Genomic DNA, 24,928 nt, shown 5'->3' on the forward strand with positions numbered 1-24,928 from the left:
AGTGAGTAATCCGGCAAAATCCATCCGCATCGGTACAATGGTTCGTGGCACCAAAGGTGATGCAGCCGAACGTATTGCAAAGATTGCCGATCTGGGCTTTGAAAGTTTCGAGCCTTTCTTCTGGCAGACGACGAACGGACAAGACCTTGCAGACCTTGGCAAGCGTTGTCTGGAGGCAATTGGCGATCGTGATATCACGATTTCAACGCTCGGAATGTTCGGTAATCCGCTTGAAGAAACCGATATTGATCTTGAAACTCTGCAGGGCTGGAAAGATTGTATCGATAATGCACATCATTTCGGCGCAAGTTGCGTCGCAGGCTTTACCGGGCGCGTACGCGGCAAGCCTTTGACTGACAGTCTACCCCGCTACAGGGAGATCTGGAGCGAGCTGGCCAAGCGTGCGGCAGACAAGGGTGTAAAAATCGCGTTTGAAAACTGTGCCATGGATGGCAACTGGGCAACTGGTGACTGGAATATAGCCCATAACCCTGACGCGTGGGAACTTATGTTTAATGAAACGCCGCATGATCATATCGGCATCGAGTGGGAGCCCTGTCATCAGATGGTTTATCTGATCGACCCCTTGCCGCAGATCCGAAAATGGGCGAGCAAGATTTTTCATGTCCATGGAAAGGACGCCACCATCCGCTGGGATGTTATTCGCGAACATGGCGTTTTTGGTAAAGAACCCTTTGTTTTCATGCGAACGCCGGGCTTCGGCGACACCAACTGGACGGATGTCATCTCAGAATTGCGTCTTGCAGGCTGGTCGGGTTCAATTGACATCGAAGGCTGGCATGACCCTGTCTATTGCGGAGAGCTGGAAATGACAGGACAGGTACACGGCCTAAACTACCTCAAAAGCTGTCGTGGCGGTGAGTTCGTTAACGACCCGGTTTGAAGATGGCGGAAAAGCTCTCAATGGAGCGACGACTTACCCGTAAGAACGCAATGCGATAACCAAAGAGGAGGAGACTATGGGGATCGTAAAATACTTGAGTATTGGTGCATTGGCACTCGCAGGAGGGTCATTGCAGACCTTTGCAGTGCAAGCTCAGGACGTGACCATCAACGTGTGGGCTGTCGACAGGGAAATTCAACCGGCACCCAACCTGATCAAGGAATTCAATAAGCTCAACAATGGTATCAGGGTTGAATACCGGCAGATTCAGTTTGACGATGTCGTCAGTGAGGCAATGCGCGCCTATTCCACCGGAAATGCGCCTGATATTATCGCAATCGACAATCCCAACCATTCCATGTTTGCCTCGCGCAACGCTTTTCTCGATCTGACGGACAAAATTGCTGCATCACAGGTTGTGAAGACGGAGAATTATTTTCCCGGCCCTCTGAAATCGACAATGTGGGATGAAAAATATTACGGTGTCCCCAAGGCGACCAATACGATTGCGCTTTATTTTAACAAGGATTTGTTCAAGGAAGCCGGGCTTGATCCTCAAAATCCGCCAAAGACATGGGACGAACTGGTAGAAACAGCGCGAAAACTGACCGATTCTTCGAAAAATGTTTATGGACTGGCTTTTTCGGCCAAAGCCAACGAGGAAGGAACCTTCCAGTTTTTGCCGTGGGTGCAGATGGCCGGTGGTTCTTACCAGAGTCTTAATACCGATGGTGCCGTAAAGGCACTGGAGACGTGGAAGACTATTCTCAACGAGAAACTGGCGTCTCCCGATACGCTTACGCGCAGCCAGTGGGATGCAACGGCTACCTTTAATGCTGGCAATGCAGCCATGGCAATTTCCGGTCCCTGGGAAATCGACCGCATGGTTACGGATGCTAAATTCGACTGGGGGGTGGGCTTATTGCCTGTACCAAGTGTCGATGCCCCTCGCTCTTCGGCAATGGGCGATTATAACTGGGCGATATTTTCGAGCACGAAACACCCGGATGAGGCTTTCAAGGTGCTCGAATATTTTGTGTCGCAGGACAAGGATATGTTCAAGAACTTTGGACAATTGCCCGCCCGTTCCGACATAGCGGCTCCGTCAACCGGCAATCCAGCAAAAGATGATGCACTCAAAGTCTTTGTCGAACAGCTGCAATATGCACAACCACGTGGGCCATCGCCGGAATGGCCAAAGATTTCCAAGGCCATACAGGATGCAATTCAGGCCGCGTTGACAGGTCAGATGTCGCCGAAGGAAGCGCTCGATCAGGCCGCCCAAAAGATCAAGCTTATTGAAGGTTGATTTTGAAAACTGGCTCTGACATGCGTGTCAGCCCGGCGATAAAACGACCATGATCCTCCCGGACGGGCTGTCTGCCATATGGTGGCAGGCAGCCCAAACGGAAAAAGGGGTACTTGATGAAAAGCATCTTTTCCAGTTTACGTGATGGGCGCGGTTTCGATATCACATTGGTCGCTGTGCCGTTCATATTTTTGTTCTTACTGGCCGGGTTACCGCTTCTTTATAATGTTGTGATGAGCTTCCAGGAAGTCGACATGTTCAGTCTCGGCACATTTGCCAGACCGTTTGTGGGCTTGAAGAATTATACCGATCTCTTCAGTCAGCCTGAAACATTGCCGATCCTGACCAATACAGCTGTTTTTGTTATCGCGTCCATTGCTGGCCAGTTTCTGATCGGTTTCGGGCTTGCTCTCTTTTTCTGGACGAACTTTCCTGGCTCGACCTGGCTGCGTGGCCTTTTTCTCGTATCCTGGGTTATGCCGGGGCTTGTGGTTGGCGCGATCTGGAACTGGATTCTGTCCGGCGATTTTGGTGTGCTCAATTTCCTGCTTCGTGAAAGTGGCGTCATAGATGGAAATATCTTCTGGCGCTCCGATCCCAATTTCTCGCTCTGGGCCGTTGTCATCGCAAATGTCTGGCTTGGCACGTCCTTCAACATGATCCTGTTGTCGGTGGGACTGGCAGCGATACCGGCTGATCTTTACGAAGCCGCAGAACTGGATGGTGCTAATGCCTGGCAGCGTTTTTATACGATTACCTTGCCGATGATGCGTTCAACGATCGGGGCTATCATCGCCCTTGGGCTGATCTTTACCCTGCAACAATTCGATCTTTTTGCGGCCATTACCGATGGTGGACCAAACAACACGTCCAATGTTGCACAATACTGGGCATGGGACCTGTCATTCCGCCAATATGACTTTGGCAAGGGAGCTACCATCTCGGTCATCATGCTCATTTTCGTCATGCTCGCTTCTGTCATCTATGTGCGTTCGACCCGTCATGAGGTGCGGGGATGAATTTGAAAATCCGTAATTATATCATGCTGCTGGTCGCTCTTGTTCTCGCGGCGATCTATCTGTTTCCTCTTTACTGGATGTATATTACGTCTCTCAAAGGTGGCTCGGAAATGTTTGCCAGCCCGCCGACTTTGCTGCCGCATTCAGCACAGTGGGAAACCTATGCCAATGTCTGGCAAAGCCGGAACATGAGCCGTTATCTGTGGAACTCGATTGTCATCGCAGTCGGTGCGGTCAGTCTCATAACGGTTCTTGGCGTTGGCTGCGCCTATGTTCTGGCGCGCTATCGCAATGTCTGGGTCGACATTGGGCTCTTTTTGACACTGATGCTTCAGGTCTTGCCTGCGTCGTTGATGATTACGCCGATCTTTGTCGGGTTTTCCCAACTTGGTCTACTCGACTATCCGCGCTTTGCCGTTATTCTCGCCATTGCTGCAAAGAGCATGCCTTTCTTCGTCATTCTGGTACGCGCAACATTCATGGCGGTGCCACAGGAGCTGGAAGAAGCTGCACTTGTCGACGGGAATTCCCGAGCGGGGGCATTCTTTCACATCGTTTTACCGCTGGCGCGTAACGGCATCCTCGTCAGCGCGATTTTGATTTTCATGCAAGCCTTCGGCGAGTTTGTATATTCAAAGTCGCTCATTCAGTCCGTTGAACTTCAGCCGGCCAGTGTCGGACTGAATTCCTTCATGGGCCCCAACACAAGCGAGTGGAATTCCATCATGGCTTATGCGGCAATGTATGTGACACCTATTCTCGCCCTGTTCATTCTCTTGCAGCGCCGTATCGTATCCGGCCTAACTTCGGGAGCGCTGAAATGACACTTCAGATCGAACTTTCCGACGTCAACAAACATTATGGTAATTTCCATGCGTTGAAGAATATCAACCTTTGCATTGAGAAAGGAGCATTTGTCGCGCTGGTCGGGCCATCTGGTTGCGGAAAATCGACATTGTTAAGATCTCTCGCCGGTCTTGAAAGCATTTCCGGTGGCGACATGCGTATCGGTGGAGCGCTTATGAACAATGTGCCGCCGCGCAAACGCGATGTGGCGATGGTTTTTCAATCCTATGCGCTTTATCCCCATATGACAGTTGAGCAGAACCTCACCTATTCCTTGAGGATGCGCGGGGTAAAGAAGGCGGAGGCGCGCAAAGCCGCCGAAGAGGTGGCAGCTACTACGGGATTGACCTCTCTCATGAAGCGCTATCCGCGCGAGCTGTCGGGCGGGCAGCGCCAGCGTGTGGCGATGAGCAGAGCGATCATCCGCGACCCACAGGCCTTCCTGTTTGACGAACCCCTGTCTAATCTCGATGCAGCCTTGCGTGTTCATATGCGCAAGGAAATACGCGCGCTGCATGACCGGCTGAACGCAACGTCGGTATATGTTACGCATGATCAGATTGAAGCGATGACTATGGCTGATCATGTCGTCGTGATGAAAGACGGTAAGATTGAACAGCAAGGCAGTCCGATCGATCTTTATGAGAAGCCGGTAAACCGGTTTGTGGCGGGCTTCATCGGCTCACCGGCGATGAATTTCGTTCCGGCAAGCGTTGGTGCAGATGGGCAGGCGCTTATGTTGGAACTGGGAAGCGGAACCGCCAAACCGCTACGCTCACCCAAAGCGTTGCAACCCGGTCAACGTGTTGTTGTGGGTATACGCCCGGAACATATTTCTATAGCGTACACTGGCGAGAGACGCCTTGATCTGGACGTTTCAACAGTTGAAACGACCGGTTCCGCCACGTTCGTTTCGCTTAAGACTGAACCAGATATTTTGATTGTCGTCCAGGGAAGGACAGAGATAAAGTCCGGCGATCGGGTCGGCTTGTCGTTTGAATTGTCCATGATGCATTTATTTGATGAAGACACTGGCATGCGCCTTTGAACAGTCGAAGTGAGGCACGTGAGCGTTGAACATTGGACTTGCCCCGGGTTCAACCATCGCTTTTTAACTACAATTAACCTCGTGGAGGTCGTTGGCGATGTGTCCCGCCATCAGCTTTCCGGCTGATAAAAGCGAAGAGCGTCATCGGCCCTTCTTCGGGCTCGGGGAACAGTCGTCGAACAGGACAGTCCATGGAATAGCCCGACGGAACAACCTCTTAAGCACGTCTTTTGATCGATACGCACCGTCATTCAAGACCCGTAATAGCCCCCCATGATCTTGCCCGAAAGCGGTTGGGCGATGCTACATAATAGTTGATCCTTCGTTTATTCAGGAATAATATTCCTATTAACTCACGAAATTAAATCGTTTGATCAATTGTGCCGAATTTTGTTCCTATGTAGCTAGGATAAATGAGGCATGACATGGATAAAATCGGCTGCAGGGTTTTTGAACGCAACGAACAGCGCACGGAGGCAGAAATTCTTGATGCATTCCGCGCTATCGGCGTCGCTCAGGTGAGTGACTGCATGGGACGGCTGTATGGTTCGATTGCGTTGCAGCCGCTTCATGGCCACGGATTGCGCATGGCCGGTACCGCCCTGACCGTCAAGACGCGCCCAGGCGACAATCTGATGATCCATCGTGCCATCGCTATGGCCGAGCCGGGTGATGTGATCGTTGTCGATGGCGGCGGCTGTGTGGCAAACGCGCTGGTCGGTGAATTAATGTTGCTCCAGTCGCAAAAGCGCGGTGTCGTCGGTTTCGTTATCGATGGCGCGGTGCGTGACGTTGAAGCCTTCGGTCCTGCCGGTTTTGGCTGCTTTGCCCGTGGCGTGTCACATCGTGGCCCCTATAAGGACGGTCCCGGTGAAGTCAATGTCCCCGTCAGCGTTGGTGGGTTGGTCGTACAGCCTGGCGACATCGTGCTTGGCGACTGTGACGGCGTGGTTGCCATTCCTGCGGCCTATGCAGCTCAGGTTCTGGCACTGGCCAACGCAAAAGAAGCTGCGGAAGCACGTGGCATGGAGCGCATAGAGGCGGGCACCTACGAGAAGGTGTGGCTTGCCCCTTCACTGGTCCGCATGGAGAAAGAATACAAATGAGCATTGTTTCCGCCCGTATGCGGCAGGTCAAGCTGTCACCCAGCGTTGCAGCCCGTGTCATCCTGAACCGCCTTCGCGAAGAAGGTCGACGGATCATCGATCTGACGATTGGTGAGCCGGATTTTTCAACGCCTGCGCACATTCGCAAAGCGGCGGTGGAGGCCATGGAGCGCGGCGAAACCAAATATCCGCTCTCACAAGGCACGACCGCGCTGCGCAAGGCTGCGGCAGCACGTATTCTCCTCGATACGGGTATCGAATATCCGCTTGCGCAGATCATTGTCAGCACCGGTGCCAAGCAGGTACTCTACAATGCTCTGACGGCGACGCTCGAAACGGGGGACGAGGTTATTATCCCGGCCCCTTATTGGGTCTCCTATCCCGATATGGTGGAACTTGGTGGCGGAAAGCCGGTCACGCTGGTGACGGAATCCGCAACAAACTACAAGATTTCTCCTGCCGCCCTCCGCGCCGCAATTACCCCCAACACGAAGTGGCTGATGCTCAATGCTCCCAGCAATCCTTCGGGGGCGGTTTATGACGAGGCGCAACTTTTGGCGCTGGCTGAAGTGCTGCGAGAAAGTCCGCATGTCTGGATAATGACCGACGATATTTACGCACGGCTCACCTTTGAGGGTGGTCCTGCGCCGCATATCCTGCAAGTTGCACCCGATCTTGCCGAGCGCACGTTAGCAGTCAATGGTGTTTCGAAATGCTATGCGATGACAGGCTGGCGCATCGGCTACGGATCGGGCCCTGCGGATTTGATAAAGGCAATGGCCGTGGTGCAGTCGCAGAGCACATCGGGCGCATGCTCGATCAGTCAGGCCGCGGCTCTGGCCGCTTTGACCGGACCGCAGGACTGCGTGGAAACCTTCACGCAATCCTTCCGCGAGCGCCGCGATCTAGCCATTGAAATTCTGGCGCAAGCTCCCGGCTTGAATGTGATCGTACCCAATGGCGCCTTCTATATTTTCCCGGACTGCTCGGCTCTTCTGGGACGCGTAGCAGCGGATGGAACCAGAATCGCAACCGATGCCGACCTTGTACAGTATATCTTACGCCAAACGGGCGTGGCCCTTCTGGACGGTGGCTCCTATGGCGTGCCGGGAACCTTCCGTCTTTCCTTTGCGTCCGCGCCTAGCGAAGTGCGCGAAGGATGCGAAGCGATCAAGTCGATATGCGAAGAACTGATGTCCACTCCAACTTGAACGGGCCAGCTTGAACAGGTCAACTCGAACAGGCATTTCACACAGGGGAATTCAATGAATATCAACAATATGATCTATGCGCTCGCTTTCACTCTGCCATTGAGCGTGACAGCCTTGGATACGGCTCAAGCCGATGCATTAAGCGACATCAAAGAGCGTGGCACCTTGATCTGCGGCACCTTGGGAACATCCGAGCCGTTCAGCTATCAGGATCAAGCCAAGCGCGAGCTGGTCGGTTATGACGTCGATGTCTGTAAACTTGTTGCTGACAAGATCGGTGTCAAGGTTGAGTATAAGCTTCTGGCTGTGGCAGCCCGTATTCCCGAGCTCGATAGCGGTCGCGTCGATGTTCTTGTGGCCAATCTCGGCTGGACGGCCGATCGTGCCAAGCAGATCGATTTTAGCCATCAATATTATGTCACGCCGCAGAAATTGCTGGTTCGTTCTAACAGCGATATCAAAACGATCGAAGATCTGGAAGGCAAGCGCATTGGCGCAACCAAGGGATCAAGCTCGGAGCGCGTGATTCAGGAGCGCCTGCCACAATCGCGCATCATCGGCTATTCCGACAGCCCGGCGGCTTTCCTTTCGCTACAACAGCGCAAAGTCGATGCGCAATTCGCCTCCGAACTCGTTCTGGTCCGCCTTGTCAACCAGAGCCCCAGCAGTTCGCCGACGCGCATTCTTGAAAAGTCTGTCGTGGATGAGCCATGGGGTCTGGGTGTTCGCAAAGGCGAAACCGCACTGTTGGAGCAATTGAATGCCGCCCTCGACGAGGCTGAAACCTCGGGAGCAGCAGCTAAACTTTTTCACAAGTGGTTTGGGGCTGAAACGCCTTACCAGCTCACGCGCTCCTTCAAGGTCGAGCCGATTTCGGCGCAGTAATCGCGGATATTCTCGATTAAATCACTGCGCAACTGCATAGCGCTTTGATTTGAGTGAATGCTATGCAGCTTATGAACGGGAGCATAGTGCACGGTTTAAGGTGCCCTATGCTTCAACGCGGTTTAAGCCTTAATGCAAAGGTGTAACCGCATATCGCTTTTGTTTTTCGCATTACCACAGGCAAAGCCGCTCAGCATTCTTGCTGGTAATGCTCCAAAGGGCCGCAGCCAGGCTGAACGCTCCTTTTTGATGTAGAGGTTTGGATGGATTTTTTACTTCCACCGGATCAGATGGCCCTGCTTTTAACCGGCGTGCGCACGACGATCCTGCTTTTCGCGATTGCCTGGATCGGTGCCTTCCTGCTGGCGTTGCTTCTGGTTGTTGTGCGCGCGACAGAGTATCGCCTGTGCCGTTGGGTCGTGGATATTTTCATTGCCTATCATCGCAATGTTCCGCTTTTGGTACAGGTGATGTTCTGGTATTTTGGTATGCCCGAACTTATCCCCGAGGGTATCCGTTACTGGTTATACGATCACAATGCGGAATTCTGTTTTGCGGCCATAGCACTTGCTTTGGGCAGCTCTGCCTATCAGGCCGAAGATATCCGCAGCGGCCTTCGCGCCATTCCCGTAACACAGTTTGAAGCCGCACGTGCGCTCGGCTGCACCTATCTGGAAACGATGCGTTATATCGTGGTGCCGCAGGCCTTGCGCATCTCGCTGCCACCTCTTATCGGTCGCGCCTTGCTTTTGTTCAAGAATACGTCGGTCGCCATGGCGATCGGCGTCGCAGAACTCACTTATCGTGCCCGCGAAGTCGAGAATCTCTCCTTCCAGACCTTTACGGTGTTCGGCATTGCAACTGTTCTCTATCTTGCGGGTACGTTTACATTGATGGCGATTGGAGCATGGCTCGAACGGCGTTCAAACCCCGGACGCAAGGATGGCGCCCATGCTTGATATCATTCGCGAATACTGGCTTACCTTTCTGATCGGACAATATCCCAACGGCCCACTCGGTGGCCTTGCGATGACCCTGATCGTTGCAATGCTGAGCATTGCCATGTCGTTTCCGATCGCCATCGCATTGTCGGTCGCGAGGCTGTCGCCATGGAAATGGATGCGTTCCCTGAGCGCTGCGCTGTCGAACTTCATTCGCGGTATTCCGCTTTTGATGCTCATCTTCTGGTGCTATTTCGTCATTCCGATCATGACCGGATACGCGGTCAGCGGTTTCTGGACACTTGTCTGTGCGCTCACACTTTATGAGGCGGCCTACCTCTCGGAAGTCATCCGTGCCGGCATGGCGTCAGTCCCCAAAGGCCAAACCGAGGCTGCGCGCTCGTTGGGCGGAGGCTATTTCCTCACCCTTCGCAGTGTTGTGTTGCCGCAGGCACTTTTCAATGTGCTGCCCGGTATTACAAGCCAGTTCATCTCCACCATCAAGGAGACGTCGCTTGGTTATGTCATTGCCGTCAATGAGCTGACGTTTGCTGCCAATCAGGTCAACAATCTTCTTCTGACGCAACCGCTTCAGGTCTTTACCATATTGGCCGGTATCTACTTCCTGCTGTGCCTTCTCCTGTCGCGCGGTCTTGCCGTGATCGAAACTTCCATTCGCCGAAAGAGAGGTCTTCTATGACCGCACCTGTTATCGTCAGCTTCGACAAGGTCAATAAGTGGTATGGCGCGCACCATGTTTTGCGCGATGTTTCGCTGGAGATCAAAAAGGGCGAGGTCGTGGTCGTCTGCGGGCCGTCCGGTTCGGGTAAATCGACGCTGATCCGCACCATCAACGCGCTTGAGCCGATCCAGAAGGGCAGCATCCGCCTCGATCACACCGAGGTTCATGCAAAAGGCACTGATCTCAACAAGCTGCGCCAGAGCATTGGCTTCGTCTTTCAGCAGTTTAACCTTTTTCCGCATATGAATGTGCTCGATAATGTCACCTTTGCGCCGATCCGCATCCAGAAACGCCCGCGTGCCGAAGCAGAAAGTTTTGCGCGCGAACTTTTGGCGCGTGTCGGGCTTTCGGAAAAAGCCGACAGCTTTCCCGGCTTCCTGTCAGGTGGCCAGCAGCAGCGCGTTGCCATTGCAAGAGCGCTTGCTCTTCGTCCACCGCTGATCCTGTTTGATGAGCCGACCAGCGCTCTTGACCCGGAAATGGTGGGCGAGGTTCTGCAAGTCATGAAGGCACTGGCCCGTGACGGCATGACGATGATCTGTGTTACCCATGAAATGGGCTTTGCCCGCGAAGTGGGTGATCGCATCATTTTCATGGATCAGGGACAGGTTATCGTTGATACGATGCCGGAATTGTTCTTTGATAACCCCGAACATCCCCGGATCAGGCGATTTCTGTCCGATGTGAGGGGAGAGCACTGACTACTGATCTCAAAGGCCTTTAATGTACACACTCAAGCAGCTCGAAGCGTTTTGTGCCAGCGCGATGCTCGGCAGTTTTACGGATGCTTCGCGCCAGCTTGTGGTGACGCAATCCACCATCGCGAAGCGCGTTGCTGAACTTGAGGCCACTGTCGGAACAGACCTGTTTGTGCGGCTTGGCAAGACGCTGCGGCTGACTGCGGCGGGTGAAAAACTTTTGCCCAGCGCGCAGGAAATGATGCGTTTGCAAGAGCGCATCGCGCATACCATGATGGCAACCTCGCATCTGGAAGGCTATATTCGTATTGGCGCAACCGATCTTGTCGGCCTGACATGGCTGCCGACATTGATCCAGACCATGCGGTTACGCTTTCCCAAGATACGCATCATGCCCGAAATCGATGGCGGCGTTCGCCTTTATGAGCGACTTGAGCGCAACGAACTCGATATAGCAATCATTCCATGGCCTTTTGAAAGTCCATCAGTTGAAACGGTGGCATTAGGCAGCATCCGCAACGTCTGGATGGCAAGCCCCGATTTTGAATTGCCGCAGGGTGTTCTGACACCAGCGCAGATTTCAGCACTTCCGATTATAGGCCAGCCGGACAATTCCGCCCTGACAGTTCTTTATCGCAAGTGGTTCACGGAGAACAGCTTTAATCTGAACAATATTCTTTCATGCAACAGTCTTGGCATGGTTGCCAAACTTACGACTTACGGGCTTGGCGTCAGCTACCTGCCGTTTAATTATTTCCAGCCGCAAGTACAGGCAGGCGAGTTGAAAGTCGTTGAAGCCGCACCCGCGCTGCCACTGGTGACCTATTTTGCAATACTTCCACGCAGTACTACACCGCTCATCGATAATCTCCTGTCCGTTATTCAAGAAGTGCAGGATTTTGAACCTGTCCTTTAAAGAGATCGGTACATATACAAAACTCTTGCTGAGACATTCAGACTTGATGATTTTATTATTGATAAGGTGGAGGTCAGTGGCTGAGCAGAGCTGCGGCGTCCCTGTCGAGAACCCAATGAACATTGCCATGTGAAGAAAGGTATGATGCCGGGCACGCGTCGTTTGGCAAATCTTCAATACTGCGCCGCACAGCCTCGGCTTTTGCTGCACCAGTTGCAAGGATAACAATTTCCCGAGTATCGAGAATGTCAGCAATGCCCATTGTGATGGCCTTACACGGAACGTCTTCGAGTTTAATCAAGGTCGGGCGATTGGCGTTCAGCGTTTCATCGGAGAGTTCGACGACGCGGACCCGGCTATTGGATTTCGAGCCTGGCTCGTTGAACCCGATATGGCCGTTGGTGCCTATTCCCAGAAGTTGCAGGTCGATCCGCTTTGTTGCCAGCAGTCGGGCATAGCGTTGTGCTTCAGCCAGCGCATCCGATGTCGAGCCGTCCACCAAGTTTATTTTGTCCGGATTGAAGTTCGTGAGGTCAAAAAGTTCCCGCCGCATATAGGCGGCAAAAGAATCGGAATGAGAGGCAGACAGGCCGCAATATTCGTCCAGATTGAACGTTTCGGTTTCAGAAAACGAAATTTTCCCCGCACGAAAAGCGTCAATCAGTTTCGCATAAACGCGGCGCGGGGTTTGCCCGGTTGCAAGTCCCAGCACGGCTTTTGGGTTCTGGCCAACGGTTGCGAGGATTTTGCCTGCCACAGCCTCGCTTGCCGCTTGCGCCGTCGCAAATACTTCGATCTGTGCGTCGTTACGCTGTTCCAGCGAAAGATCATTCATAAGCACTTATGCCTTTATATGCATCAGTTGCGGTTGGTTCGTTGCAGCCGCAATCATTTACTCGTTCGTCAAAAGCCTGAAGGGGGAGGTTGGGCAGGTTTTACAGATGTCCTGCTTCCATGGCCTGAAGAAGGGCGGCGATATAGCCATAGCAGAAGCTGAAGGCGACTCCGACCGGATCACGGCCACTGATGGTCGGCACATGATCGGGCATTATCATGTATTTATATCCGACTTCCTTATAAACTTTCATGGACCGGATCATGTCCATGTCGCCTTCATCGGGAAATGTTTCCATGAAGGAAAGTTTGCCGCCGCTGATGTTGCGGTAATGGACATTGAAAATCTTGTCGCGCGTGCCAAACCAACGAATAATGTCGTCTATCTCCTCGCGTGGATTGTCGAGCATTTCGCCGATTGATCCTTGGCAGAAATTGAGGCCATGATAGGGGTTTTCGCGCATCAGCACGAATTTCTTCAAGCCTTCGACCGTACCAAGAACCCGGGTGACACCCTTATAGCCTGCGGGGGTATAGGGATCGTGGGGATGACAGGCGAGACGAACGCGGTTGCTTTCGGCGACCGGAACCACACGCTCGAGGAAATAATCGATCCGCTCCCAGTTCTCATCTTCCGACAGGACACCGGCAAGGCCTGGCGCTGCCTCGTGATCGGCTTTGCCCCAGCGCCAAGCTTCATTGAGCGAACCGCCGCGCCCACGCTCCATCTCGGTGCGCGGAATGCCGATGATGTTGAGGTTGTATTTCGCCGCAGGAATGCCCGCCGCCGCAATGCTCTCGATCATCTTGCAGACTTCATCGATCTGGCGATCACGATCAGGCCCAGCCATCAGGATATCGGGATAGGAGGCTTCCTCAATCGGGCGCGAGGACATCGGCAACTGGACCATGTCCAGCACGAGGCCAAAGCTTTCAACTTTTTCGCGGTGACGCTTGATGTCGTCAAGCGTCCAGCTGGCAGGGCTTCCTTCCGGGTCGGCACAGATATGTTTGAGGCCAAGCTGCGCCCAGACCCGAAAATCATCGTCCTCGCGAGCGTCTACTTGCGTACCGATATACATTGGATTTCTCCCCGATTACCGAAAGATAACATGTTTTGAGATGGTCAGAGCGCACTGGCCTGGAATAACATTCGCGAATACTCGTCATGCGTGCGTCCGTGATAAAGGTCATCCTTGGTCAGTACGTCGACGAAGGCGCCGCCCTTCATGACGAGTACGCGGTCGCACATATGCGCAATCACGCTGAGATCATGGCTGACGAGGACATAGGTCAGATTACGGCTGTCCTTGAGATCGCTCAGTAGATTGAGCACTTCCGCCTGAACCGAGACGTCGAGCGCCGAGGTGGGCTCATCAAGCAGGATGATCTCCGGTTCGAGCATCAATGCACGGGCAATGGCGACCCGCTGTCTTTGTCCACCTGAAAGCTGATGCGGGAAACGTTCGGCGAAGTTCACCGGCAATCCCACCTGGGTCAGTGCATCGCCGACTTTGTCAAAACCTTTCCCAAGCCTCATGGCGCGGATCGGCTCGGCCAGTACGCGGCCAATACGCTGGCGCGGATGGATCGACCCGTAAGGGTCTTGAAAAACCATTTGTGTCAACAGCATCTGTTCGCGCGTGCGGACTTTGTCCACATCAGTTCCTGCAAGTCTGATACGTCCATTCCAGTGACGGTCGAGTCCCGCCATCGATCGCAGCACGGTTGACTTGCCACAGCCTGATTCACCGATAATACCAAGGGTCTCTCCTTTTTTCGCCTTAAAGGAAACGCCCTTGACGACCTGTTTCGCAGCTTCGCCCGATCCAAAGGAAACGGAGAGGTTTTCGACTTCAATCATCACCTTGCCTCCGCCATATCGATTGCTTTTCTGTCAAGTGTCTTGAGACGCCGGACAGGGGAATAAAGATCCGGCATGGCGGCGATCAGGCCGCATGTATAGGGATGCTCTGCATCTTCCAGCCGGGTCAACGTCTCCACAACCTTTCCCTTATACATGACCATTATACGCTCGCAGAATGCCGCGACCATGCGGATATCATGGCTGATCAGCATCAACCCGGCATTGTTTTCCTGAACAAGCTCATCAAGCAACTTCAGCACATCGCCGCGAACGCTGACATCGAGCGCCGAGGTGGGCTCATCGGCAATCACCATGCGTGGCTTGGCCAAAAGCATCATCGCGATCATCACGCGTTGCCCCATACCGCCCGATATCTGGTGCGGATAGAGCTTCATCGTTCTTTCGATGTCGGAAATCCGCACGCGTTCCAGCATGGTTACAGCCAGATCATGGGCTGCGCGCTTTCCGACTGAAAGATGCAAAATGGCTGCTTCAGCCACCTGCTTGCCAATCGGCAGGACAGGATTGAGCGAATAGCGCGGATCCTGCATGATTAGCGCCATGCGATTGCCGCGTAGCGCCCGCATCTGCTTTTCTTGCTTGGCGAGCAGCGTCTCTCCTTCAAACGCAAGTGCATCGGCGCGAACCTGACCGATAGGCGGCAGCAAGCGCATGATTGCTCGTCCCAGCGTGGATTTTCCTGAGCCGGACTCGCCAACGATGCCCAGCCGTTCGGCCTTCAAGTTGAAGCTCACGTTGTCGACTGCTGGTTTCGCCATCCGTCCAAACTGTACGGACAGATTCTCGACAGTGAGGATGATGTCTTGATCAGGAGCGTGCATGACGAGGATCCAGAAGATCGCGCAGCGTGTCGCCGACGAGGTTGAAAGCAAGGCTGGTCACCAGAATTGCCAAGCCGGGCATGACGGCGACCCACCAGTAATCGAGCATGAATTTACGGCCGCTTGAGATCATCGCACCCCATTCGGGGGCCGGTGGCTGTGCGCCAAGCCCCAGAAACCCGAGAGATGCGGCGGTCAGAATGATGCCAGCCATATTCAGCGTCAGCCGGACGATCACCGAGGGAATACACATCGGCGCAATATAAAGGAAAAGCAGCCTTAACGGGGAAGCTCCATAAAGGCGCGCCGCAGCAACATAATCGGTGTTGCGCACAACGAGTGCCTCGGCACGGGCTAGGCGGGCAATCGCGGGCCAGCTTGTCAGCGAAATGGCGATGATCGCGGTCTGTAGACCCGCACCAAGGGCTGCTGCAAAGGCCAGCGCCAGAATGAGCGAGGGGAACGACAGCACGATATCGGTAAATCGCATGAGAATTGTATCGGTCCGTCCACCAACGAAGCCGGAAACCACGCCGATGACGAGGCCGATCGGCCCGACAATAAGCGTAACCGCCAGAATGGTGGAAATCGTGATACGTGCACCAAAGATCAGGCGCGAGAAAATATCGCGTCCAAACTCGTCGGTACCAGCCAGATGCGATAGGCTCGGTGGCAGGAACGTTGCCTGCAGATTTTGTGCCGCTGGATCAAAAGGCGCGATCCACGGGGCAAAAATCGCAAAAACCAATAGAATGAAAAGCACCAGAAACCCGCAAAGGCCCAAAGGTTCACGGGACAGCTTTTTCCATAGCGGCGTAAGTGCCGAAAAAACCGTTGCGAGGAATGTGGAGCGTCCGGTCTCCGGAATGTAATCTTGCGCAGTCACGCCGTTGCCTCCCGGGTGCGCGGATCAAGCACGAGATAGGCCAGATCCGAAATGAAGTTCAAAGCCATGAAGATGGCACCGATGATGAGTGTACTGGCGAGAATGGCGTTCATGTCACCTATCATCAGTGCATTGGTCATGTACTGACCGATACCGGGCCAGGAAAACACGATTTCGGTTACCACGGCGCCTTCAAGCAATGTGCCATAGGAAATGGCAAGCACTGTTACGAGCTGCACGGAAATGTTGGGCAGAAGATGTCCAATTACGATGCGGCGGCTTGAAGCGCCTTTGGCACGCGCTGCAGTGACATAATCCTGATTGAGTTGTTCGAGTGTAAAGCTGCGCGTCATGCGTGTGATGTAGGCCATGGCTGCATAAGCAAGAATGAAGGCCGGGAGAATGATGTGGTGTACGGCATTCCAGAAGGTTTCGGTGTCACCTTCGAGCAGGCTGTCGATCAGAAGCAGTCCGGTTCGCGGCTCGATCAATCCGTCGAGATAGGTATCGACGCGGCCCGGCCCACCGACCCAGCCAAGCGTCGCATAGAAGATGACGAGGCCTACCACGCCAAACCAGAATACCGGAATGGAACTGCCGACCAGCGCGATGACCCGGGCGAACTGGTCGATCCAGGTATCGCGATAAAAGGCAGCGAGCATGCCAAGTGGTACGCCTATCACGGTCGAAATGATGACGGCGAGAGTCGCAAGCTCCAGCGTTGCGGGAAAGGCCTGCGCCAAATCCTGAGTCACCGGATTTCCGGTAAGCACGGCCGTGCCCATATCACCTTGCAGCAGCGAGGTAATATAAATCCAGAACTGCTGGTAGAGCGGCAGGTCAAGACCGAGCTTCTGACGCATCGCTTCGAATGCCGCGGGGTCGGCAAGTTCGCCAACAATTGCGCCTACCGGATCGGTCGGAAGGACCCGGCCGATCACGAAAGTCACGACCAGCAGGGCGAACAGGCTGATCAACAACTGTCCGATGCGTTTCATGACTCCCAAAAGGGTGAATTCCTTCATGATCGGCCGCCTCTCTTACTTTGCGTCCGTTTTCGCTACCGTCTCAAGCCGGTTGAGCGACCAGAGATTGGGGTTGTAACCCGTAACATTGCCACGCAATACGATCGGAGCGAAGGATTCAAACATCGGCAGAACAGCTGGCTTCTGTTCGATGAACTTTTCCTGCAATTCCTTGATCATTTCTGAACGCTTCGCCTCGTCGCGCTCGCTACTGGCCTTGTTGCGTAATTCGTTGAGCTCAGGAATGTCCCATGCCGAGCGCCAGACGAAATTACCCGCATTCTTGGCTTCCAGGCGGTTATCAGGGTTGGTCACGAAATCATTCATTGCGCCAAGCGCATTCGGCATGATCGCGGTTGCCTGTGGCAGGAGAAGATCGAAGTCGCGTGCACGGTGGGCCGATACGATCTCGGAGCCGTTGCCCTGCCTGATACTCACCTTGATGCCGATCTGCGCCAGATTAGCCTGCAGAGCGGTTGCAATATCCACACGTGGCGGTTGGGAAATCGTCTTGAGGCTCAAAGAGAAACCATCAGGATAACCGGCTTCTGCCAGAAGCTTTTTGGCTTTCTCAGGCTGGAACGACCAATCGGGATTGGCGATGGCACCTTTCCAGTCTTCGGGCACCGGAACATTGCGCTGGCGGCCATAAGGGCCGAGGACCGTGTCGGCGATGCCCTTGTAATCAATCCCATAGGCAATCGCTTCACGCACCAGCGGATTGGAAAGCGGCTCACGACCGGCATTCATCGCCAGCACGTAGAAACCACCGATCTTGACCTGTTCAATCTTGAAGCCATCCTTGCTGATGAAGGATTTAACGTCCGGTGCGGTCAAAGCATTGGCGATATCGACATCGCCACGTTCCAGCATCAGGCGCGCGGTCTGGCTTTCCGGCACATGGCGCATCGTGACGCGCTTCATCTTGGCCGCTTCGCCCCAATAGCTCTTGTTGGCTTCGAGAATGACCGTTTCATTCGGAACCCAGCGGCGCAGCGTAAACGGGCCGGAACCTGCCACATTGGTACGAAGCCACGCGTTGCCGTAATCGTTGTTGGCAACATGCTGTTCGACCTCGACACTGTCGACAACGCTCGCAATGCCCATGGCGAGGCGATAAAGTAGGTCTTCCGGCGTCACGCGGTCAGTCAGATCGATGCGGAACGTCTTGTCGTCGACTGCCTTCAAAAGACCGTCGATATTATCGGCATTATAGCCAGCGCTTTTGAAATAGGCAGACGCCGATTGGTTCAGCTTCAAAAGGCGAGACAATGAGAACATCACGTCTTTTGCAGTAACAGGATTGCCGGAAGAAAACCTGGCATCACGCAGATGAAATGTAATGCCGGTGTCATCCACATCCCAGCTTTCGGCCAGTTGGGGCTTGATCGTATTGTTGTCTGCGTCGTCGGAATAGACCAGCCGGTCATAGACCGATGCCAGTACTTCCTGTGTCTTTGGTTCTGTTCCCTGTTGTGGGTCGACCGAGAGAACCTGTGCCAGTGACGTTGCAATGACAAGCTGGTTATTTGGTGTCTCGGCTATGGCCATTGGTGCCATCGAAAGCGCAAGGGCAAAGGCTACGCCTGTCATTAATCTGGAACTGAATTGTTTCATTGTTTCCTCCATTAAATAAGAATCCGATCTGCTAGCGGCAGTTCGGATTCGATAATTCCCTTTTGTGATGTGGCGTAAAGCTGGCGAGCGCAATTGAGCGCGCCGATAACCGGTGGCTCATGCAATAATGCAGTCTTTGTGGTTTCTCCGACCAGCCGGCGAACTTCACGTGTAAAGGCATCAAAAAGCGACGGCTGACTGACGATCACGCCGCCCGCGCAGACAACAATATCGACATCGCCATTTCTTTGCTGAAGAAGAGCGACCTGTTCGGCGAGCGCCCGCCCATGTCTGTCGATGACGGCTTGTGCGCGCGAAGACCCTGCCTGCGCTGCATCGAATACAAGGCTGGCTGCCGTCGCCCAGATGCGTGGTTCGATGGTAGCAAAAATCTGCGCAAGGCCGTGCGGATGTTCAAGATCGAAATGGGATAGGAAACAGGTTGAAAAAGTGTCCTGTTCACCCCGGTCGTAAGCCTCGAGAACTTGTTTTGCGGCATCACGGACAATGCCGGTAGCGCCACCTTCATCGCCCAGAATCCAGCCCCAGCCGCCGACAGTGATCACGCCTTCATCGGACGTTGCCGTAACTGATGAGCCGGTACCTGCAATGACGCCAGTGCCTGATTGCTTCCCGTAGGCAAGGATCAGGAGATGTGAATCATTGAGGACGCGCACCAGCGGAAAGCGAGCAGCGAGAGGCGCGCGCAAAACGGCTTCCTGTTCAGGGCTATCATTGCCGTGAACGCCTGCGACGACAACCGCAACATCGCCAAGCGGTGTGGCCACCGTCTCCACCATCGACAGCAAGGCATCAGCGCGCTGCGCATCATCAAGATTGGTCCATCCGGTACTTTCCAGAATCTTGTCGCCAAGAACGGTGCCGTCATGCGCTGAGGCAACTTTGATATGCGTCTTGCTGCCTCCTGCATCGATGCCGACGAGAATCTGGTTTGCATTTCTGGCCATTCTTTGGTGGTTGCCCTTCAATCTGGAATCCTGCTTCATTGGAAAGGGGGTTGCCATCCCTTCTCCCATTTACTGTTTCAATCTGGCCGGACATTGCGAAATGCTGCGGTAAGCCCTCATGCAGTAAGACTGCTAGGTCCGCCTCCCGCTTCGGTTTGCGTTCAGGCCGGGTTGAATGGCTTGCCGTATGGCTTCTTGAAATATCAGCTCCTTACAAATTCTTCCGTGTTGTTTGATATTAAAGTTACCGACTTTAATAAATAGGTCAAGAGGCTTTTATGGTAATCGTGACTCGGCTACACAAGGTTGTCGTTTTAAGGAGACAGGAATGAAAGCAGAGGAAAAAGTTGCGCTAAGCGAGGTGGCGCAGGCGGTTTTTGCACGGCTTCTTGCCTTTGGCGAAGCCACGCGAAAACTTCTGGTTGAAAACACCGGCTTCAGCTTTCCGACCGTTACCGTGGCGCTGAGCGAGCTTTCTTCTGCCGACATGGTTTGCGAGTTGCGCCGCGAACAGGGCCCGCGCGGACGTGCGACTATCATCTATGGCGTGAGTGACGGCGCAGGCTGGGTTCTGGGGGTCGATATAGGCTCAACGCAGATCAGTTTCATCAGTCGCGAGCTGAACGGTCGCATCATCGATCAGGCCACATTAAAGCACGACAAGGCAATTGTGTCCGCAGGACAACAGGCGGGTGAATTGGTGAGGCAATCAAAAGCGATCAAATCGTTTCTGACGTCTCCGCTGGCGGTAGCTGTCGCCCTCAATCAGGTGGTACCGCGCCAACTGAACCGTTCGGATTACCCGATGCCACGTGCGCTCGAAATCGCGCAGACATTTGCCTCACATAGCGGATTATCCCTCTCAATACCGTTCCTTCTCGAAAACAATGTGAATTGTGCCGCTGTGGCCGAGCATCAGGACGGACAGCTGCATGGCCATGATGATGCCGCCTATATGCAGATAGGTGTGGGAATCGGTCTCGGCTTCTTCTCCGATGGTGCGCTTATTCGCGGCGGTCATGGCGGAAGCGGTGAGCTTGCGCAAATTCCTCTTTCGTGGAGTGACAGGGTGGTTTCGAATATTGACGCCATTGAACAAAAATACGGTTCTGCCGGACTGATGCACAAGGCGTATGAACTCATGAGGGGTGAAACCGATTGCCCGAGCTCTCCCGAAGAGCTGTTTTCTCTGGCTAGTCAAGGTCATGAGCAAGCGCAGGTGCTCGTAACAGAATACGGCGTAGCGCTTGGCCGTATAGCTGCAACCGCGGCGACGATCCTTGATCCGAGTATCCTCGTGCTCGGCGGCGGTCTTTCCCGCAATGCTGCGTTTGCAGGCATTATTGTGGGAGAGTTTGAAAGCCGTAATAGGTCTACGACCATCACGCTGTCGCAGAAAGGGCCCGAAGCGACGGTGGTGGGTGCCTGTCTGCTGGCCCGCGATTATGCCGTCAATCGAATTGTAGGCCGCTATCATCGACCTATTTGTGCAAGGCCGACTTTAATGCCTGCCTGCATTCAAGAAGAATAGCGGTCACTGACTGTCAAAAGAAGATGCTTATTTGACCATTCATGGCCGTTAATAAGTTCGTGATACCCGTTGGCATATATGCGACAGTGTCATCGCTTTCATGCTATGATTGAGACGTGAATACCAAAATAAATATTAAGTGCTCGCCTGAACTTTGCTGTTTTTTTGGTAAAATACTTAGGATTACTTGATGTGCAATTTTTATCTATAATTGGTAGGACGCGTTATTGTAAAAGCGTGCTGTTGAGTATCTCAGAAAATTAGTTGTGTGATGACTTCCAAGGAGCGTTCCTGATGAACATCGTCAAGACAGCGCCCCGAAGAGAGGATCTGTTCGTCACGCTCGATATTGAGCCTGATTATCTCATCTTCATAGTGTGTCACGACCGCTGTTAGCCAGCGATTGACCAGAAAGTCAGGATCGGCCAGTTCGACGTTGAAGCGGTCGAGGCATGTATTCGTGGTTTCAGCATCGTACCATTTGCCACCCACGACCCATTGGTTGACGGTAAAAAGACGTTTGAGCTTTCCCCTGCCATCCACGCCAATTGCAATCAGGTGGCAGGGTTCGCTTTCGCGCCCATTAGGGCGAACAAAACAATGAAAATGCCCGTGTTCACCGTGGTGATCGGCATCGTTGTGGCAATGATAATACCATTGCGCACCGCTTTGCGGGTCATACACGTCCTTTTCAGGATAATGCTTCCAGGTGACAAGCCCCTCTGACGGCAAGGTTTTCAGCAATATATTGGAAGCGGACTTGCCAAGAACAGCCTCGCAATAGGCCATTTCCTTTGCGGCGCGCTCTTTCGCTTCCACTGACATCACAAGGTGCCTGCTGAACAGGGATTGCCACCGGAGGGCGGTTCGACAGGTTTTGGCGCAGGTGCGGAAGGGGCATCACCGCTATATTCATCGGCAAGGTCGTCATAGCTGCGCTGGCCGGGTTTGGCAGGGACAGCGGCGGCACAGGGATTGAAGCTTTCATCTTGCGCAAGTGCTGGCTTCGGCGCTTCGCTGGTGGCATAATCAGCGGCTATAGCGCCAATTGCAGTGAGAAGGGATGCTCCAAAAAGCAGCGTATTTTTCTTGCTCATTTTTTTCCAAATCCATCAAGGCCGAACAGCGGACGCAGGCGGACGCCTAAAAGGCTCCCCATAAACGCCATGACGAACCAGACCCAGCCATGCAGGCTGCCCGAGGCAATGCCGCTGAAAAGCGCGCCGATATTGCAGCCAAATGAAAGTCGAGCGCCATAGCCCATCAGCAATCCGCCGATAATCGCTGCAAGATAGGATGCGAACGGCACTTTTGCTTTTTGCGCGAATTTGCCCGCCAAGGAGGCTGCGAGTGCCGCGCCAAGGATGATGCCGAAATTCATCACGGACGTGACATCGAAAAGAACGCTTTGATGCAATGCGCGCGCTTGCGCAGGATTCTGCCAGAATTGCCAGCTTTCAACCGGAATACCAATGGCGCTGAACAGTTTCGCTCCCCAAAGGCCAAAACCATAGGTAACCGACCATGGATGACCGGCAAGCAGAAGCGTGAAAATATTGCCCAACGCCAATAGCACTGCGGCAATGATCAATGGCCATGGTCCATAGAGAAACTTGGATGCCGAAAAATCTGAGAACCCGCTGAAAATGCTTTCGAGATTGCCGTGTTTGCGCTTTTCCGCCAAGGCTAGAATGGCGATCACAGTGACAAGGCCAATCAGCGTAATCGCTGTCCCCAAAAGTGGGCCAAAGTAATCGCCCAGTTTTACCACCGGTAAAGAGGGCAGCGAAAGCCAGAAGGGAAGATGCGCGGTTCCGATTGTCGCGCCTGCAATGAAGCCCATAAGTGTAATCAGCATTCGGCTGCTTCCGCCGCCGACCGTAAACAAGGTGCCTGAACCGCATCCGCCGCCAAGCTGCATGCCAAGGCCGAACAAAAATGCGCCAAGCACCACCGAGACACCGACCGGCGCCCATGCGCCAGCAAAATTTTGCTCGAACGGGTTCATGCCGCTCGTCAGCGGAATGAAAACAATCGCTGTCAGCCCGATCATCAGGAACTGAGCGCGCATGCTTCTGGAGCGGCCTTGCGTGGCGAAACGTCTCCAGCCGCCTGTAAAACCGAAAGATGCATGATAGAGCGCCAGGCCGAGCATTCCGCCAGTCAGAAAAAGCAGGGCCTGCGTGGTGCTTGCCAGCGATCCAATAATGCCGACGCCTGCACCAATTGAGATCAGGATGATTGCCAGTGGCGAAACATCAATAGTTTTTCGTGCTGGCAGGATTGCCGTTGAAACAGTCATGTTATTCCATTCTTCTATGCGAAGGCCTTTATCTCATGCATGGCATTTCGGGGGAAATAATACCTATCTTTAAAGTGAGCATTTAGGGAAATTTGTTCCCCTTATACCTGATCTATTGAGCATTTTATTTCTTTAGTGGGATGTCATGGCTGGTTATTTTGCTAATTAATTATAGTTTGGTCCGACCGGAGCGACACGAAGAGCAGACGGCTCAAGCGCTCTCAACGAGGAATTTATCTTGAAACTGAGACTGTTTCGTAGCGCCTTGATTGTTTTTGCGCTTCTGTCATCGCCGATTGTTTTTGCTCTGACGGCTCCTTCTGCCTATGCGCAGGCACCCCGGGCGCAATTGGTGCAATATTCCGCCGATACGGATCTCAAAGCATTGGCGGCGAAAGGCAAGACGGTCGTGTTTTTCTTTGCGACCTGGTGCCCGAACTGCATTCTCACGCTGACCGAATTGCAGGAAAAATGGAGCGAGATCGATCCACAGCTTACCCTCGTGATTGCTGATTATGATCAGGAGAAGGCGCTTAAGGCAGAATATGGCGTCACGTATCAGGACACGTTTGTGCTGCTCGACAAGGAGGCGAAAAGCACCAAGCTCTGGAATGCCGGGGGCGTAAAAGGCCTCAACGACAACACTCGGGCGCAATGAGCTTCCTCTTTGCATTCATTGCCGGCGTAGTGACAATCCTCTCGCCTTGCGTGTTGCCGCTTTTGCCGGTCATTCTGGCCAGTTCCACACTGGAGGGACGATCCCGTCCATTCGGCCTCATTGTGGGCTTTGCCGTGTTTTTTACGGCAATCACCTTGCTTTTGAGTATTCTGGTGCGGCAGTTTTCAATCCCGCCCGATATTCACAGGACGGCCGCTGCCAGCATTTTCATTCTCCTTGGAATTGTTCTGGTCGTGCCTGCATTCAAACGCAGTTTTGAAACATGGACTTCTCAGTTGACCGGCAGTTTCGCCTCGGCAGGTCAGACCAAAAGCGGCTTTGGCGGTGGCTTTCTGACCGGTGCAGGACTGGGACTTGCCTGGACACCTTGCGTCGGACCGATCATGGCTTCGGTCATTACATTGGCTCTCAATCAACAAACCACACTGGCGTCTACGGCAATGGCGCTGGCTTTCAGCCTTGGTACGGCGCTGCCTATGGGGCTTGCGGTGTTGATGGGAAGCCAGATCTATAAAAGAATGGGATTTTTAAAACGGCATAGCGCTCGTATTCAGCAGGCAATGGGACTGCTTATCCTGGCTGTCGGACTTGCGATCTGGTTCGGCGTTGACCGGACGATTCAGGTTGTCTTGTTCAAAGCTTTTCCCGGTTGGGACAGTGCGCTTACAGGCTGGGAGCGAGCCATTTCGGAATAAATTACTCATTTCCGACTATATGGGGTAAAAATTACCCATAATTGTCTTATAATTAGC

Annotated in this window: 26 protein-coding genes; 15 read left to right on the plus strand and 11 right to left on the minus strand. The window is 53.5% G+C overall.

Annotated features, from left to right (window positions below; all coding sequences use genetic code 11):
• The first annotated feature begins 1 nt into the window (after position 1).
• From AAIB41_RS13580 to AAIB41_RS13635, 12 genes are all read left to right on the plus strand, one after another.
• Positions 2–904, plus strand: a complete 903-nt coding sequence (locus AAIB41_RS13580; RefSeq protein ID WP_343315815.1) for a sugar phosphate isomerase/epimerase — start codon at positions 2–4, stop codon at positions 902–904.
• Positions 905–980: 76 nt separating this feature from the next.
• Positions 981–2,213: a sugar ABC transporter substrate-binding protein gene (locus AAIB41_RS13585; protein ID WP_343315816.1), complete on the plus strand. Its 1,233-nt coding sequence runs from the start codon at positions 981–983 to the stop codon at positions 2,211–2,213.
• A gap of 116 nt (positions 2,214–2,329) precedes the next feature.
• On the plus strand, positions 2,330–3,232 hold the full coding sequence (locus tag AAIB41_RS13590) for a sugar ABC transporter permease (RefSeq protein WP_343315817.1): 903 nt from the start codon (positions 2,330–2,332) through the stop codon (positions 3,230–3,232).
• Positions 3,229–4,056, plus strand: coding sequence for a carbohydrate ABC transporter permease (locus tag AAIB41_RS13595; protein WP_343315818.1), 828 nt, complete (start codon positions 3,229–3,231; stop codon positions 4,054–4,056). The genes AAIB41_RS13590 and AAIB41_RS13595 overlap by 4 nt, the downstream gene beginning before the upstream one ends.
• Complete coding sequence (locus tag AAIB41_RS13600) at positions 4,053–5,126, plus strand: ABC transporter ATP-binding protein (RefSeq protein WP_343315819.1); 1,074 nt, start codon at positions 4,053–4,055, stop codon at positions 5,124–5,126. The genes AAIB41_RS13595 and AAIB41_RS13600 overlap by 4 nt, the downstream gene beginning before the upstream one ends.
• A 425-nt stretch (positions 5,127–5,551) precedes the next feature.
• Positions 5,552–6,232 carry an RraA family protein gene (locus AAIB41_RS13605; RefSeq protein ID WP_343315820.1) on the plus strand — a complete coding sequence of 227 codons (681 nt, stop codon included), beginning with the start codon at positions 5,552–5,554 and terminating at the stop codon, positions 6,230–6,232.
• Positions 6,229–7,443, plus strand: a complete 1,215-nt coding sequence (locus AAIB41_RS13610) for an aminotransferase class I/II-fold pyridoxal phosphate-dependent enzyme (protein WP_343315821.1) — start codon at positions 6,229–6,231, stop codon at positions 7,441–7,443. The genes AAIB41_RS13605 and AAIB41_RS13610 overlap by 4 nt, the downstream gene beginning before the upstream one ends.
• Positions 7,444–7,497: 54 nt before the next feature.
• Positions 7,498–8,328, plus strand: coding sequence for an ABC transporter substrate-binding protein (locus tag AAIB41_RS13615; RefSeq protein WP_343315822.1), 831 nt, complete (start codon positions 7,498–7,500; stop codon positions 8,326–8,328).
• 263 nt (positions 8,329–8,591) lie between these two features.
• Positions 8,592–9,287 carry an amino acid ABC transporter permease gene (locus AAIB41_RS13620; protein ID WP_343315823.1) on the plus strand — a complete coding sequence of 232 codons (696 nt, stop codon included), beginning with the start codon at positions 8,592–8,594 and terminating at the stop codon, positions 9,285–9,287.
• Entirely contained in the window at positions 9,280–9,969 is a 690-nt protein-coding gene (locus AAIB41_RS13625) for an amino acid ABC transporter permease (RefSeq protein ID WP_343315824.1), read from the plus strand. Before AAIB41_RS13620 ends, AAIB41_RS13625 begins: the two co-directional genes overlap by 8 nt.
• Complete coding sequence (locus AAIB41_RS13630) at positions 9,966–10,712, plus strand: amino acid ABC transporter ATP-binding protein (protein ID WP_343315825.1); 747 nt, start codon at positions 9,966–9,968, stop codon at positions 10,710–10,712. The genes AAIB41_RS13625 and AAIB41_RS13630 overlap by 4 nt, the downstream gene beginning before the upstream one ends.
• A gap of 22 nt (positions 10,713–10,734) precedes the next feature.
• Positions 10,735–11,625: a LysR family transcriptional regulator gene (locus AAIB41_RS13635; protein ID WP_343315826.1), complete on the plus strand. Its 891-nt coding sequence runs from the start codon at positions 10,735–10,737 to the stop codon at positions 11,623–11,625.
• 73 nt (positions 11,626–11,698) lie between these two features.
• Here AAIB41_RS13635 and AAIB41_RS13640 read toward each other — a convergent pair whose 3' ends face one another.
• The 8 genes from AAIB41_RS13640 to AAIB41_RS13675 form a co-directional block, all read right to left on the minus strand.
• On the minus strand, positions 11,699–12,460 hold the full coding sequence (locus AAIB41_RS13640) for a glucosamine-6-phosphate deaminase (protein ID WP_343315827.1): 762 nt from the start codon (positions 12,458–12,460) through the stop codon (positions 11,699–11,701).
• Positions 12,461–12,560: 100 nt separating this feature from the next.
• Positions 12,561–13,541 carry a mannonate dehydratase gene (locus AAIB41_RS13645; RefSeq protein WP_343315828.1) on the minus strand — a complete coding sequence of 327 codons (981 nt, stop codon included), beginning with the start codon at positions 13,539–13,541 and terminating at the stop codon, positions 12,561–12,563.
• Between the two features lie 44 nt (positions 13,542–13,585).
• A complete protein-coding gene (locus AAIB41_RS13650) occupies positions 13,586–14,323 on the minus strand; it encodes an ABC transporter ATP-binding protein (RefSeq protein ID WP_343315829.1) in 738 nt (245 codons plus the stop codon).
• Positions 14,323–15,168, minus strand: coding sequence for an ABC transporter ATP-binding protein (locus AAIB41_RS13655; protein ID WP_343315830.1), 846 nt, complete (start codon positions 15,166–15,168; stop codon positions 14,323–14,325). Before AAIB41_RS13655 ends, AAIB41_RS13650 begins: the two co-directional genes overlap by 1 nt.
• The gene (locus AAIB41_RS13660) at positions 15,155–15,967 is read right to left on the minus strand and encodes an ABC transporter permease (protein WP_343316074.1); all 813 of its coding nucleotides are present in this window, start codon (positions 15,965–15,967) and stop codon (positions 15,155–15,157) included. Before AAIB41_RS13660 ends, AAIB41_RS13655 begins: the two co-directional genes overlap by 14 nt.
• Positions 15,968–16,050: 83 nt before the next feature.
• Positions 16,051–17,079 carry an ABC transporter permease gene (locus AAIB41_RS13665; protein ID WP_343315831.1) on the minus strand — a complete coding sequence of 343 codons (1,029 nt, stop codon included), beginning with the start codon at positions 17,077–17,079 and terminating at the stop codon, positions 16,051–16,053.
• Between the two features lie 15 nt (positions 17,080–17,094).
• Positions 17,095–18,672, minus strand: coding sequence for an ABC transporter substrate-binding protein (locus tag AAIB41_RS13670; RefSeq protein ID WP_343316075.1), 1,578 nt, complete (start codon positions 18,670–18,672; stop codon positions 17,095–17,097).
• A 35-nt stretch (positions 18,673–18,707) separates the two neighbouring features.
• A complete protein-coding gene (locus tag AAIB41_RS13675; protein WP_343315832.1) occupies positions 18,708–19,664 on the minus strand; it encodes a BadF/BadG/BcrA/BcrD ATPase family protein in 957 nt (318 codons plus the stop codon).
• A 328-nt stretch (positions 19,665–19,992) separates the two neighbouring features.
• Here AAIB41_RS13675 and AAIB41_RS13680 point away from each other — a divergent pair, with 328 nt between their 5' ends.
• Positions 19,993–21,195 (plus strand): ROK family protein, encoded by a 1,203-nt coding sequence (locus tag AAIB41_RS13680; protein WP_343315833.1) that lies wholly within the window; start codon positions 19,993–19,995, stop codon positions 21,193–21,195.
• A gap of 252 nt (positions 21,196–21,447) precedes the next feature.
• Here AAIB41_RS13680 and AAIB41_RS13685 read toward each other — a convergent pair whose 3' ends face one another.
• The 3 genes from AAIB41_RS13685 to AAIB41_RS13695 are packed head-to-tail and all read right to left on the minus strand — an operon-like array spanning position 21,448 to position 23,497.
• The gene (locus tag AAIB41_RS13685; protein WP_343315834.1) at positions 21,448–22,020 is read right to left on the minus strand and encodes a hypothetical protein; all 573 of its coding nucleotides are present in this window, start codon (positions 22,018–22,020) and stop codon (positions 21,448–21,450) included.
• Complete coding sequence (locus AAIB41_RS13690; protein ID WP_343315835.1) at positions 22,020–22,292, minus strand: hypothetical protein; 273 nt, start codon at positions 22,290–22,292, stop codon at positions 22,020–22,022. The genes AAIB41_RS13685 and AAIB41_RS13690 overlap by 1 nt, the downstream gene beginning before the upstream one ends.
• Complete coding sequence (locus AAIB41_RS13695) at positions 22,289–23,497, minus strand: YeeE/YedE family protein (protein WP_343315836.1); 1,209 nt, start codon at positions 23,495–23,497, stop codon at positions 22,289–22,291. The genes AAIB41_RS13690 and AAIB41_RS13695 overlap by 4 nt, the downstream gene beginning before the upstream one ends.
• Before the next feature lie 238 nt (positions 23,498–23,735).
• On the opposite strand from AAIB41_RS13695, the gene AAIB41_RS13700 reads away from it, so the two are divergent.
• Entirely contained in the window at positions 23,736–24,155 is a 420-nt protein-coding gene (locus AAIB41_RS13700) for a thioredoxin family protein (RefSeq protein WP_343315837.1), read from the plus strand.
• The gene (locus tag AAIB41_RS13705; RefSeq protein ID WP_343315838.1) at positions 24,152–24,871 is read left to right on the plus strand and encodes a cytochrome c biogenesis CcdA family protein; all 720 of its coding nucleotides are present in this window, start codon (positions 24,152–24,154) and stop codon (positions 24,869–24,871) included. Before AAIB41_RS13700 ends, AAIB41_RS13705 begins: the two co-directional genes overlap by 4 nt.
• Positions 24,872–24,928 lie beyond the last annotated feature (57 nt).

Source organism: Brucella sp. BE17 (assembly GCF_039545455.1).
In the GTDB taxonomy this organism is placed as follows: Bacteria; Pseudomonadota; Alphaproteobacteria; order Rhizobiales; family Rhizobiaceae; genus Brucella.